The sequence below is a fragment of the Gracilimonas sp. genome (genome assembly GCF_014762685.1).
Lineage (GTDB): Bacteria > Bacteroidota > Rhodothermia > Balneolales > Balneolaceae > Gracilimonas.
On record NZ_JABURM010000006.1, the window covers coordinates 1 to 13,046 of the forward strand.

General features: G+C 41.9%; 11 protein-coding genes. 3 read left to right on the forward strand and 8 right to left on the reverse strand.

Annotated features, from left to right (window positions below; translation table 11 throughout):
• Positions 1–84 precede the first annotated feature (84 nt).
• From fusA to rpsL, 3 genes are read right to left on the reverse strand one after another with little or no spacing between them, the layout of a single operon-like run.
• Positions 85–2,226 carry an elongation factor G gene (gene fusA / locus HUJ22_RS09565; protein ID WP_290876664.1) on the reverse strand — a complete coding sequence of 714 codons (2,142 nt, stop codon included), beginning with the start codon at positions 2,224–2,226 and terminating at the stop codon, positions 85–87.
• A gap of 21 nt (positions 2,227–2,247) precedes the next feature.
• A complete protein-coding gene (gene rpsG, locus HUJ22_RS09570) occupies positions 2,248–2,715 on the reverse strand; it encodes a 30S ribosomal protein S7 (RefSeq protein WP_290876666.1) in 468 nt (155 codons plus the stop codon).
• Between the two features lie 26 nt (positions 2,716–2,741).
• On the reverse strand, positions 2,742–3,116 hold the full coding sequence (gene rpsL / locus HUJ22_RS09575; RefSeq protein ID WP_290876668.1) for a 30S ribosomal protein S12: 375 nt from the start codon (positions 3,114–3,116) through the stop codon (positions 2,742–2,744).
• A gap of 143 nt (positions 3,117–3,259) precedes the next feature.
• Here rpsL and recG point away from each other — a divergent pair, with 143 nt between their 5' ends.
• The gene (gene recG, locus HUJ22_RS09580) at positions 3,260–5,377 is read left to right on the forward strand and encodes an ATP-dependent DNA helicase RecG (protein WP_290876670.1); all 2,118 of its coding nucleotides are present in this window, start codon (positions 3,260–3,262) and stop codon (positions 5,375–5,377) included.
• 73 nt (positions 5,378–5,450) lie between these two features.
• Here recG and typA read toward each other — a convergent pair whose 3' ends face one another.
• From typA to HUJ22_RS09595, 3 genes are all read right to left on the reverse strand, one after another.
• Positions 5,451–7,271, reverse strand: coding sequence for a translational GTPase TypA (gene typA, locus HUJ22_RS09585; RefSeq protein ID WP_290876672.1), 1,821 nt, complete (start codon positions 7,269–7,271; stop codon positions 5,451–5,453).
• Between the two features lie 200 nt (positions 7,272–7,471).
• Entirely contained in the window at positions 7,472–8,119 is a 648-nt protein-coding gene (locus HUJ22_RS09590; RefSeq protein WP_290876674.1) for a carbonic anhydrase family protein, read from the reverse strand.
• A gap of 264 nt (positions 8,120–8,383) precedes the next feature.
• On the reverse strand, positions 8,384–8,683 hold the full coding sequence (locus tag HUJ22_RS09595; protein ID WP_290876676.1) for a hypothetical protein: 300 nt from the start codon (positions 8,681–8,683) through the stop codon (positions 8,384–8,386).
• Positions 8,684–8,805: 122 nt separating this feature from the next.
• On the opposite strand from HUJ22_RS09595, the gene HUJ22_RS09600 reads away from it, so the two are divergent.
• Together HUJ22_RS09600 and HUJ22_RS09605 are read left to right on the forward strand one after the other, a co-directional pair.
• The gene (locus tag HUJ22_RS09600; protein ID WP_290876678.1) at positions 8,806–9,762 is read left to right on the forward strand and encodes a calcium/sodium antiporter; all 957 of its coding nucleotides are present in this window, start codon (positions 8,806–8,808) and stop codon (positions 9,760–9,762) included.
• A gap of 74 nt (positions 9,763–9,836) precedes the next feature.
• Positions 9,837–10,613 (forward strand): SDR family oxidoreductase, encoded by a 777-nt coding sequence (locus HUJ22_RS09605; protein ID WP_290876680.1) that lies wholly within the window; start codon positions 9,837–9,839, stop codon positions 10,611–10,613.
• A gap of 5 nt (positions 10,614–10,618) precedes the next feature.
• Here the strand turns inward: HUJ22_RS09605 and HUJ22_RS09610 are convergent, their stop codons facing one another.
• Together HUJ22_RS09610 and HUJ22_RS09615 are read right to left on the reverse strand one after the other, a co-directional pair.
• Complete coding sequence (locus HUJ22_RS09610; RefSeq protein WP_290876682.1) at positions 10,619–11,401, reverse strand: glycoside hydrolase family 16 protein; 783 nt, start codon at positions 11,399–11,401, stop codon at positions 10,619–10,621.
• Positions 11,402–11,558: 157 nt separating this feature from the next.
• Positions 11,559–13,013, reverse strand: coding sequence for a PKD domain-containing protein (locus tag HUJ22_RS09615; protein ID WP_290876684.1), 1,455 nt, complete (start codon positions 13,011–13,013; stop codon positions 11,559–11,561).
• Positions 13,014–13,046: the final 33 nt, after the last annotated feature.

A 13,046-nucleotide genomic window follows, 5' to 3' on the forward strand; every position in this document is an offset into this window, starting at 1 on the left:
CGTCCCCACGTTCACGTGTGGCTTATTCCGTTGAAAGGTCTCTTTTGCCATGATTCGTTAGTTTAGTCTTAGTGTTTAATTTCTTTATGATTGTTTTTCGATGATTTCCTGAGCAATTGCCTCTGGCACTTCTGTATAATCAAAAAATTCCATCGAATATACCGCACGACCCTGTGTCGCAGATCTCAAATCAGTTGAATAACCGAACATTTCAGATAACGGTACATGAGCTTTTACAACAGACCCTTCATTGTTAGAGTCCATGCTTTGCATAATTCCACGACGACTATTTAAGTCACCGATTACATCACCCATATATTCTTCCGGAGTAATGATCTCTACTTTCATTACAGGCTCGAGTATTTTCGGCTTGGCTTTACGTGCTGAATTTCTGAATCCAAGTTTAGCACAAAGCTCAAAACTCAATTGATCAGAATCAACATCGTGATAAGATCCATCATATAAACGGAAGCCTACATTTTCTACTGTATAATTAGCTTGAATACCTGCATTAAGAGCTTCCTTGAAGCCCTTCATCACAGAAGGGATGAATTCACGAGGAATATTACCACCTACAATCTCATTAATAAAAATAAAGCCTTCTTCGCGTGTAATACGATCTTCATTACCATCGTAATCCTCAAAATCTTCAATTGGACCAACTTCGAAGGAAATATCAGCAAACTTACCACGTCCACCGGTCTGCTTCTTATAAATTTCACGGTGATCCACTTTCTTGGAGATAGTTTCACGGTAAGAAACCTGAGGAGCACCAACGTTTGCTTCAACTTTGAACTCACGCTTAAGTCGATCAACGATAATTTCAAGGTGAAGCTCACCCATGCCAGCAATAGTGGTCTGACCTGTTTCGTGATCAGTTTTAACCTGGAATGTCGGATCTTCTTCTGCAAGCTTCTGAAGGCCGGTAGAAAGCTTTTCACTGTCTGCTTTCGTTTTTGGCTCTACCGCCAACTTAATTACAGGCTCGGGGAAAGTAATTTGCTCAAGAATTACCGGGTGATCAGGATCACATAAAGTATCACCTGTATGAACCTCTTTAATTCCGATAACAGCAGCAATATCTCCTGCCTGAATATAATCTAAATCTTTCTTGTCGTTGGCGTGCATCTCAAGCAATCGCCCTACACGCTCTTTGTTTCCTGTAGAAGAGTTAAAGGTGTAGGAACCCTTCTCAAGTCTTCCGGAATAAACCCGAACAAAAGTCAACCTACCCACATAAGGGTCAGTCATAATTTTAAAAGCAAGAGCTGAGAAAGGCGCGTTAACATCCGGTGCCTTTTTAACTTCTTCTTCAGTTTCCGGATCAATACCTTTTACCGGAGGGATGTCTAATGGATTCGGCATGAAATCCAGCACTTTATCAAGCAGTACCTGAATTCCTTTATTCTTCAACGCCGTACCACACATCACAGGTGTAATATCCTTGGCGATTGTTGCCTCACGGATAGCACTTACAATTTCTTCTTCTGATATCTCTTCTTCCATGAGATATTTTTCCATGAGAGCTTCATCATAGTCTGCAATAGCCTCAAGCATCTTAACCCGATACTCATCCGCTTTTGCTTTTAGGTCTTCAGGAATCTCCACTACATTATAAGTAGCGCCCAAAGACTCATCATCCCATACAATAGCTTCCATTTTAATCAAGTCAACAACACCTTGGAAATGCTCTTCAGCCCCAATAGGAATCTGAATAGGAATTGGGTTTGCACTCAATTTTTCATCAAGTTCTTTAACCACATTGTAGAAATCCGAACCGGTACGATCCATCTTATTAACAAAGGCCATACATGGAACCTGATACTTGTTCGCCTGCCGCCATACAGTTTCTGACTGCGGCTGAACGGCCCCAACAGAATCAAGTACAAAAACAGCGCCATCCAACACACGCAATGACCGCTCTACTTCAACGGTAAAGTCAACGTGGCCGGGAGTATCAATAATATTAATTCGGTGATCTTTCCAGATACAGTGAGTGGCAGCAGAAGTAATGGTGATACCGCGCTCTTGCTCTTGCTCCATCCAATCCATAGTAGCGGCACCATCGTGCACTTCACCCATACGGTGGCTGCGACCGGTATAAAAAAGAATGCGCTCGGTCACGGTAGTTTTACCGGCATCAATATGCGCCATGATACCGATGTTCCGCGTGCGGCGAATCTTATCTAAAATTTTTGGATCTGTTTTTGACTTCGTTTCGGACATAATACTTTTCAATAAACTTCTTTAGAATCTAAAATGAGCAAATGCTTTGTTAGCGTCTGCCATGCGATGCGTTTCATCTTTCTTGCGAACGGCACCACCTTCATTGTTGGATGCATCAATCAATTCTCTTGAAAGACGAATTGACATCGACTTATCATTCCTGGAACGAGCAGCTCTTATAAGCCACCTCATTCCCAATGCTGTTCCTCTTTCCTGCCGAACCTCAATGGGCACTTGATAAGTGGCCCCACCAACACGTCGAGACTTAACCTCTACAACCGGTGTTGTGTTCTGCAGCGCGTTGCGGAATACATCGATTCCGGTTTCGCCTGTTTTTTCTTCAATAACTTCAAATGCCTGATATACAATTTTGCGAGCTACATTCTTTTTACCGTCTCGCATCAGGTTATTCACGAACCGAGTTACCAGCTTATCCGAAAATATTGGATCCGCTTGTACATCTCGTTTTTCTGCTGTTTTTCTACGCATGCTCGATTAATCTTAATTTCTTAATGTTACCCTTTTGGCCTCTTGGTGCCATACAGACTACGGCTTTGAGTTCTTCCCTCAACACCTGCTGTATCTAATGTTCCTCTAATAATATGGTATCGAACACCGGGTAAATCTTTAACCTTACCCCCACGGATCAATACAATACTATGTTCCTGCAAGTTATGACCTTCACCAGGAATGTAAGCCGAAACTTCAATCCCGTTAGTCAAACGTACACGAGCTACTTTACGCAAAGCCGAGTTAGGCTTTTTGGGCGTAGTTGTATAAACGCGAGTACAGACACCACGCTTCTGCGGACAATTTTGCAATGCAGGAGCAGTTGTCTTACTTACTTTACTTTTTCTACCTTTTCGTATGAGTTGTTGTATAGTTGGCACTGTTCAATTATTTGGTTATTGCCATCGAATCGAGAGCTTGCAAATATAGGGAACGTTACAGCACGAATGCAAAATATTTATGTGAATTATTTCTTTAATTTTCTATATACCTCTTGGATACCCACTCGGACTAAAAATGAACCTTGAATTTCGGTCTTTATGTTATAGATCGATATATAACTTTATATCAGTTGAAAATTTCAGATTTATCTAATTTAAGTTCCAAAAGGCTTGAAGCACTGAGCAGTGAAGGCATACAAACTGTCGACGATTTACTAAACTTTTTTCCAAGACGCTATCTTGACCGAAGTAATACTCAAAAGATTAAGTATTTAGCAGGATCGGGAGAAGAAGTTACTGTAGCAGGCAAAGTCACCGGCATCACTATGGCCGGTTATGGGAAAAAGAAGCGACTTGAAGTTTTTATCAGTGATGGAAGCGGAAGTGTGAAGGGAGTTTGGTTTCGGGGAGTCGGCTACTTCAGTAAATATTTTAAGGAAGGAGAAACCGTTGCTTTCTTTGGTCAAGCCAAACGATATGGGAAATCTATTTCCATCGCTCATCCGGAGGTTGATAAAATCTCATCGGAAGGTGATTTGGATTCGTTCTCCCGAATTTTCCCCATTTACCCCGGAAGTAAGGCTTTGAGCAAAGCCCGAATTACCAGCAAACTTGTTCAAAACTGGATGGAGCAAATTCTTAGGAAAAAGACCGCGTCTGAGTTTTTACCTGAAGCGTTGATTTCTGAGATGAATTTCCCTCAACGCCAGGAAGCCTACCGTATGATTCATTTCCCGGAATCTCATAATGAACACAAAAAAGCACTCAATCGATTTAAGTTCGAAGAGCTTTTCCTGTTTGAGCTGAGCATGGAAAAAATTAACTACACGATAAAAGAAAGAGCCAACGGACATGTTTTTAAGGAAACCGGGAACTATACTTCGAAATACTTTAATGAGCTGTTGCCGTTTACGCTAACTGACGGGCAAAAGTCAGCACTTGCTGAAATTAAAAATGATGTGCGTTCCGGGAAGCAGATGAATCGTTTAATTCAGGGTGACGTAGGTGCGGGAAAAACTATTGTAGCTATCGGCGCTATGCTGATGGCACTGGACAACGGGTACCAGGCAGCCTTCCTTGCCCCTACCGAAATACTTGCCGAACAGCATTACCGAACTTTATCTGAACACCTCAAAGAATTATATATAAATGTTCGATTACTCATCGGATCACAAAAAAAAGCCTTGCGGACAGATATTCTCACTGATGCAGAAGGAGGAAATGCACAAATCATAGTAGGTACTCATGCCATCATTCAAGATGAGGTAAGATTTCATAACCTGGGATTAGCTGTGATAGACGAACAGCATCGTTTTGGAGTAAAACAGCGAGCGGATTTATTAAACAAGGGAAATCACCCGCATATGCTGGTAATGAGTGCAACCCCGATCCCCCGATCACTCGCCATGACCGTTTATGCAGATCTGGATGTTTCAATTATCCGGGATTTACCCGCCGGACGAAAGCCTATAAAAACTGCCATCCGGTCGAATAAAAAGCGGGAAGATGTTATGAACTTTGTGCAGCAAGAGGTAGAGGACGGTGGTCAGGTTTACGTAGTTTATCCTTTGGTAGAAGAATCTGAAGCGCTGGATTTGAAAGATGCCACGGCCGGTTTTGAGAAATTGAAGAAGCGTTTTCCAGAATTTAAAGTTGGATTGCTTCACGGGAGAATGAAAACCGATGAAAAGGATGAAGTGATGAAAGCATTCATTAATAATGAAATCCAGATATTGGTTTCCACTACCATTATTGAAGTTGGGGTTGATGTACCCAATGCTTCAGTTATGATTATTGAACATGCCGAACGGTTCGGGCTTTCTCAATTACACCAGTTACGGGGAAGAATCGGGCGCGGTGAACGCCAAAGCTACTGCATCCTGATGCCGGATGTTAAGGTGAGTAAGTCGGGGGCTGTAAGGCTGAAAACCATGGAAGAAACTACCGATGGGTTTCGTATTGCTGAAGCCGACCTACAACTTCGCGGGCCGGGCGATTTCCTTGGCACCAAACAAAGCGGACTTCCTGATTTTAAGTTTGCAGATATTGTTGAAGATCAGTTTCTGCTGACTCAGGCTAAAGAAAAAGCAAAAGAATTGCTCGGTGAAGACCCGCAGCTTCAATCTACTGAAAACAAGGAACTTGCAGATGTATTTATGCCCTACTTTAAAGAGAAGGAAGGGTTTTATGGATTGGGCTGATCAATGATTTTAATTTTAATAAAATATTATGACCAGATTATTCTATTAAAATTTCTCATTTAACATTACCCTCTTAAACCCCGGCCTTTTTCTTCTCTGCTCTCTTGCGGTCGTTATGATCGAGGAAAGTCTTCCGGAGGCGGAGGGCTTTCGGTGTCACTTCCAGTAACTCATCATTGTCGATGAACTCAATACATTGTTCCAGGCTCAATTTTCTGGCCTGACTGATTTTCACAGAATCTGAAGTCTGAGTAGCACGGTGATTGGTCAGGTTCTTTTTCTTAACCACATTTACTACCATATCGTCACTGCGCTTATTGACCCCAACAACCTGCCCCATATAAACTGGATCTCCAGGTTCTACAAAGAATTCTCCGCGATCCTGAACACCTTCCAGGGCATACCCGGTAACATCGCCTTGCTCAAGTGCAATCAATGCACCGCGATTTCTCCCGGGAATTTCACCGGCATACGGTTCATAGCCATCAAACTGCTGGTGCATGATTCCGGTTCCCCGGGTTTCCGTCAGCATCTCACCACGGAAACCGATCAGTCCCCGCGAAGGCACCCTAAACTGAATTCGGTTATTTTCGCCTTCCTGGCTCATGGAAGTCATGATCCCTTTTCTCTTTTGGAGATTATCAATCACCCGATTACTGTAGTCGGTTTGAACGTCCACGACCACTTCCTCAACCGGCTCGTGCACAACCCCATCCACTTCTTTGAAAAGTACTTCCGGACGAGATACGGAAAACTCAAACCCTTCACGACGCATCGTCTCAATCAAAATAGCCATCTGTAATTCACCGCGGCCGGATACTTTGTAGATATCAGGACTCTCAGTCGGTTCAACCCGCATGGCTACATTGGTTCGAACTTCTTTATTCAGCCGGTCTTTTAGCTGGTTCGAAGTCACATAATCTCCTTCTTTACCTGCAAACGGAGAATTGTTCACCCGGAAATACATCGCAATAGTGGGCTTGTCCAAATCCACGTATTCAAGCGGCTTCATATCCGCAGTATCGGTTAAAGTATCTCCGACATTTACTTCTTCATACCCGGCTAACGCAATAATATCACCGGCTACTGCAGTTTCAACCGGCTCACGTTGCAATCCGTTAAAAGTGTACAATTTGGTAGCCCGGGCTTTTTCTTTCACCTTGCCTTTTCCATCCATCAAGGCCACTTCCTGCCCTATTTTGATAGTACCCTGCTCAATTCGGCCTACGGCAATTCGACCAACATAATCATTCCAGTCGATGCTGCTTACCAGCATTTTAAATTTTTCATCCGTTTTTTGCTCGGGAGCCGGAACGTGTTCCACAATTTTATCCAAAAGCGGAGCTAAATTTTCATCTTCGTCTTCCAGGTTTGTTTTGGCAATACCATTTACAGCTACGGCATACAATACCGGAAAATCAAGCTGCTCGTTAGTAGCATCCAACATCACAAAGAGGTCAAAAATCTCATCCAACACAGCATCAGGGCGTGCATCTTTACGGTCAATTTTGTTAATCACTACAATAGGACGATACCCCAGGCTTAGTGATTTTCTCAAAACAAATTTTGTTTGGGGAAGCGGACCTTCTGCGGCATCAACGAGCAGAATTACCCCGTTCACCATTTTCAGAATACGTTCTACTTCACCGCCAAAGTCAGCGTGACCCGGAGTATCCACGATATTTATTTTCGTGCCATTCCAGTTTACAGCTGTGTTTTTGGAACTGATGGTGATTCCGCGTTCTTTTTCCAGATCTCCGGAATCCATCACCCGGTCTTCTACTTGTTGGTTCTCTCTAAACGTTCCGCTCTGTTTTAGAATCTGATCTACGAGCGTAGTTTTGCCATGATCTACGTGAGCGATAATGGCGATATTTCTTAGTTCTTGTGACATTACAATATTGAATTAGGATGAAATTCTCTTCTTGAATACAACAGTTAGTGCGGCTTCACCGCCTCAAATACGTTTAATCAGAAAAGTTGCAAGCCTTAAATATACGGCTATTTTCACCAAATACTTACTAATAAAACATAATTTAATTTTGATCTTTTTAATTGAACAAAAAAAAGAGAGCCCGAAAGCTCCCTTTTACTTTAATCCAAAAAAGTAACCCTGCCCGTTTCTAAATCATAAAAAGCACCGGCTATAACTACGTCTCCGTTACGTTCTAATTCAGCGATGACTGGGCTTTTTTTCCGCATCTCCTTCATGGTATGACGAACATTGTTTTTGACAACTTCGGTAACAAATTCTTCATTTGAAGTAGATCGATCTCCCTCAAAGTTAGCGGTCATTTCTACGGCCGGTTTGATTTTATCCAGCATCGTTGTGATGTTACCCATTTCAACGTTATCTATAGCTGCTTTTACAGCACCACAACTCTTATGGCCCATAATAACCACTACTTTTGAGCCGGCAACGGCTGTCCCAAACTCTGTACTTCCCAGAATGTCTTCGTTCACAAAATTTCCGGCTACCCGGGCAACAAAGATATCACCAACGCCTTTATCGAATACATGTTCCACAGGAACGCGGCTGTCGATACAGGAGATGATCACAGCTTCAGGATACTGACCTCCAGCTGTTGCTTTCACCTGGGCTTTGTAGTCTCTGGGAGTCAAACTATTATTTACGAATCGCTCATTTCCTTCTTTCAAATTTTGAAGAATTTGATCAGGCGTCAGCTTTTCCTGTGATTCACTGGTTAAAACTTGGTCCGAAAGTGCTTCGTTATTATTCATTTTTTGAGATGTTTCCTTTTTGGGGCATGCTGTTAATAAAATGGTAAATACAACAGATGCGATGGTTATTGTGTTTTTTAAAATTCGATATTTCATGGTCTTATAATTATCAATTGGTAGATACATTTATGCCATTAGAGGATCCTAAACCCTTATCCTTTTCTCCGCTATATTTAAAAAGACACTACCCGGTTTTTTGAATATAGAAATGCTTCTAGCAGCTAAGACTGTACGGAGATCATGGCGAAAATTATTAACGGGCGATCATACCATGTCTGGCGGGGGAGATAAGACCTGTGCAACTATAAGTTCTAATTCTGACTTAAGCCTTTTATGGTATTTAATATCCGTAAAGTCACGGATATTAAAGCTCTTTTCATATTCAATTTCGTCTTCGCTTCCAGATTCTTCTGCGAGATCAGTTATAGGCATTGATGTCATTCCGGACACAACAGCAATTGGAGATGCCGGTATAAGCCAGTCAAATTCGTGCATCATTGAAAACGCAATGAATAACGCTGCTGATAAAAGAACCAATATGTATTTACGTGAACAGGTTTTCATCGTAGAATAATTTCCAGATACCAACTCAGGTTGAGAAACGACCGTTCCAAAATTAAAAACTATTTAGAAACTATCCTACTCTCGTTTATCTTTGGACCGTCATTTAACTCTAATTCAGTGGTATGCTCATTCCCATTCTCTGGCTCATTATTGGGCTTTTGCTGCTTATTAAAGGTGCTGATTGGCTTGTAAACGGAGCCTCTGCGCTCGCTAAGAAATTCAATGTTCCTGATCTAGCTATCGGACTTACCGTCGTTGCCTTTGGAACTTCTGCTCCTGAATTGGTGGTAAATGTGATGGGGAGTATCGAAGGTCATCACGAGATTGTTTTCGCCAATATCATCGGAAGTAATAATTTTAATCTTTTAGTGATTTTAGGAATTTCGGGAATGATAACACCACTTGTTGTTCATTCAAGTACGGTATGGAAGGAGATCCCACTATCACTGTTTGCCGCAATTTTACTTTTCATACTTGCCAATGACTTTTGGTCGCCTGATTCTTTTACCGTATCCCGGATTGATGGCGTGATATTTCTTCTGCTTTTTTGCGGCTTTCTTTTCTATGTATATAAGCAACTATCTTCGGATTCAGCGGAAATTGAAACACCGGAAAAACCTTATTCTCAGATCAAGATCTGGAGCTTTATCATTCTTGGGCTGGCCGGGCTCGTTTTAGGCGGAAGGTTGGTTGTAAATAATGCAATCGAGATTGCAACTGTTCTTGGTTTAAGTGAAAAGATCATTGGCTTAACGATCATTGCTGCCGGTACTTCCCTACCCGAGCTTGCTACCTCCATTGTAGCAGCTATGCGTAAGAATGTGGACATTGCCGTTGGGAATATTGTCGGTTCCAATATCTTCAATATCTTTCTCATTCTTGGGGTGAGTTCACTTGTAAATCCAATTCACTACAATCCATCCTTCAACTCTGAAATGTATCTACTGGGTGGCGGAACGCTGCTGCTTTACATCGGGATGTTTACCGGACAAAAGAGAAAACTCGATCGCTGGGAAGCTGCACTATTATTGATCGCTTTTTTAGCTTACACCGGTTACTTAGTGATGCAAGAGTTGTAAATTTCCCACTTCATTTTTCTGATCGCTCTCAGATGTTTACTTTACAAATTCATTTTTAAAAATCATCCGACATCATGGACCTTAAGTTAACAGACCAACGATTTGTAGTATGTGGAGCTTCCAGTGGTTTCGGGGAAGCTATTGCCCGACAGTTACTGCAAGAAGGTGCAAATGTTGTATTAGTAGCCCGCCGCGGAAATGTTCTTCGCGATAAATTCAGTCATTTCAGTAACCAAACGGAAATCATTGAGGGCAGTTTAATCTACAATGATACACTCAAGGAGATCGAACAAGCAGCCAAAGGCAGGGAAACACATGGTATTGTTTTCAACGCCGGGGGACCACCCACCGGAAGACCTCTTGAAACCAATATGGATGATTGGGATTCGGCCTGGCAACTCGTCATGCGTTGGAAGATAGACCTGGCCTTACGACTGGCTCCATACTTCAAAGAGAAAGAATATGGAAGAATGGTTTTTATTGAAAGTCAGTCAGTAAAGCAGCCTTTGCCATCGCTGGCATTGAGCAATAGCTTCAGAGCCGGAGTAGTGGGCTTTGTTAAATCATTGGCTCTTGAAGTTGCAAAATCAGGAGTAACAGCTAATGTACTTGCTCCCGGTTCACACGAAACCCCGGCCATTGAAAGGGTAATTTCAAAGAACAAAGCTTCACTGAATATCAGTTTTGAAGAAGCCAAAGAGAAGATGGAAGCAAATATTCCGGTTGGAAGAATGGGGAAAGCAGAAGAGTTTGCCTCACTGGCAACTTGGTTACTTTCGCCTCATGCTGGTTATGTAACTGGGCAAACCATTAGTCACGATGGGGGAAGTATTCAAGGGCTTTTTGGGTAAAATTCTTAATTCTTATAAACGCGAACATAGTCTACAATCATGCGGGCATGATCTATATTGGGGTCAATGCCATTTTTCAAGCCTGAAGTTTCATATTCGGTATCACTCCCCCAGTTTCCTCCCATAGCAACGTTTAATATGATGAAGAAATCATCATGAAATGGCCACGTGTCTGCATCTTTAGTAGAAGGGTTATAGGTATAGAAACTTTCCCCGTCAATTTTGAAAGTTATACTCCCTGGAGTCCAGACTGCTTCATACACATGAAATTCCTCGCTAAAGTCCGGCACTTCCATTTGCCCCGTGTTCTGAGTATTTCCATAACTTGACGGAGTATGCAGAGCACTATGAATCATCCCCGGATCCTTGCCTACATGCTCCATAATATCGATCTCTCCTGAGGCGGGCCATCCAATTTCTGTGATATTAGAACCTAACATCCAAATAGCAGGCCAAGTACCCGATCCTGCAGGAAGTTTTGCCCTTACTTTTACAGTGACAAATTTGAATGTTTTTAGGCCCTGAGTTTTAATTCGTGCTGAAGTCCATTCATTGTTTTCCTTCAATGCATCAATAATGAGCATCCCATTTTCGATCCGAACATTCTTAGACTCATCCGTATAATATTGCACTTCATTGTTTCCCCAACCACTGTTACCATGACCGATATCGTAAGTCCAGTTGTTACTGTTTGGTGAACCTGTAGTATTAAATTCATCCGACCAAATTAAGTCACCCACTTGAAGAGTATCTGATGGGTCAATCTCATCATAGTCAAAACTATCCACAGTATTACCTGTTGAACAACTAGAAAAGCTTAATATCAGGGTTAGGGTAATTAATAATTGCTTTATAATGTTTTTGCTCTTATACATCTGCTAAGCATCTTAAATCAAAAAAGAAGGAAGCTCTCACTTCCTTCCTTAAACTACTATTTACTAGTTGCTACTGTGAAGTGAGTTGGAAGTCGTCTATAAAGAATATTCCAGGGTTTCCATGGCCTTCGCCACCAATCTGAATGATGATACGGTCGAAATCTTCACGGTCGCTTACACCACTGAAAACAAACTCTAGTTCTACCCATGTATCTGTCTCGGCTACAGGCTGAATCACTGTGGCTTGTGTTTGCCATGAATTACCCCCTAATCCGGTTGCTCCATCTACGTTATGCAGCTTTACTTCAACTTGTTGCGCAAGTATTCCGGATGCCCAGGATTCTTTGTTTGAAGCAACTGTTTCATAGTCATTATAGGAAGGTAAATAAGCTTTTAAGCGTACAATAGACCGCTCATTGAGGTTAAGCTCATAGCCCAGATCAATGTAAACGTTATCATAAAAAGCAGATCCTTTCTCATATTTAGCTACTTTGGCAGATGTATTTACACCGATTGGTGCAGGGTTATCATATCCTTCAACAAAAGATGCGATTTGATCTGTGCCCCAATCTACATTGCCCTCATCATCAAAGTTATCCGCTAATTCCTCAGATTTATATGGCAGAGGTACAATTGGGTGTTCGTAACCTTCCTGAATTAAACGATGATACCAAGCTATACCATTCTTTGGATCTTCGTATCTAATTCTCATTACATTCTCGGTAAGTTCTTGTATCTGGTAGGTCCTTGCTCCGGCATAGAATCCTATAAATGTAGGATCAGCCACTTTCAGGAATAAGTCACCATTTTCTTCCTCTATCAAGCTAAATGACTGGTTAGCAGGAGCAGTCCAGGGTGCCATTAAATCGGCTCCATCCGGCGGAACAGTTGTATTTTCGAATTCATCACCGTAGGCACCATTAAGGAAAACATCACCGTTTGTTTCCATGTTATAAACAAAACCATCACTGAGTTGAAAAGTATAACGATCGTTGTATAAACCTGCCCCTGTCTTAGCTTCCGGAGGTGCTTGCCACCATTCGGGCCAATCACCTTCTAAGGGGCCTACTCCCATATGACCAATTTTTGTGCTATCAATAACCCATGTTTTACCGTCGATGTCATCTGCACCACCGGTCAACATGTTAAGATTCGGATCATCCAACATAGAGACATTTGTTTCGGCGATGGTTACCGTTTTTGAATTCAACGCCTGACCAGACTCGGTAAAAATGGTCAATACCACCGTATATTCTCCTTCTAACGGATATTCTCCTAATACGATATCACCATCTGCAGTTTGACCGTTACCCAGGTCCCACAGAGCTTTAAAACTACCTTCTGAGGTATTTTCAAACTGAATAATATTTGGATTAGCTGCATCTGGAGTAACCTCAAATGTTACGTTATCAGAATGAGGAGCTGGTTTGAGATCAGGAGCTGAAGAAACTTGTGGGTCACAAGCTCCAAGTCCAATAATCAACAAAACGGGAAGTATCCATTGAATTTCTTTTGATGTTCTCATAATCTTGTTTCTTCGGTTTAATATTATCTTATT

Excerpts from the sequence above, each read along its gene's own strand:
- typA (WP_290876672.1), bottom strand. The coding sequence starts at position 7,271 with ATGTCACAAGAACTAAGAAATATCGCCATTATCGCTCACGTAGATCAT.
- HUJ22_RS09590 (WP_290876674.1), bottom strand. The coding sequence starts at position 8,119 with ATGAATAATAACGAAGCACTTTCGGACCAAGTTTTAACCAGTGAATCA.
- fusA (WP_290876664.1), bottom strand. The coding sequence starts at position 2,226 with ATGTCCGAAACGAAGTCAAAAACAGATCCAAAAATTTTAGATAAGATT.
- HUJ22_RS09605 (WP_290876680.1), top strand. The coding sequence starts at position 9,837 with ATGGACCTTAAGTTAACAGACCAACGATTTGTAGTATGTGGAGCTTCC.
- HUJ22_RS09615 (WP_290876684.1), bottom strand. The coding sequence starts at position 13,013 with ATGAGAACATCAAAAGAAATTCAATGGATACTTCCCGTTTTGTTGATT.
- HUJ22_RS09600 (WP_290876678.1), top strand. The coding sequence starts at position 8,806 with ATGCTCATTCCCATTCTCTGGCTCATTATTGGGCTTTTGCTGCTTATT.
- rpsG (WP_290876666.1), bottom strand. The coding sequence starts at position 2,715 with ATGCGTAGAAAAACAGCAGAAAAACGAGATGTACAAGCGGATCCAATA.
- HUJ22_RS09595 (WP_290876676.1), bottom strand. The coding sequence starts at position 8,683 with ATGAAAACCTGTTCACGTAAATACATATTGGTTCTTTTATCAGCAGCG.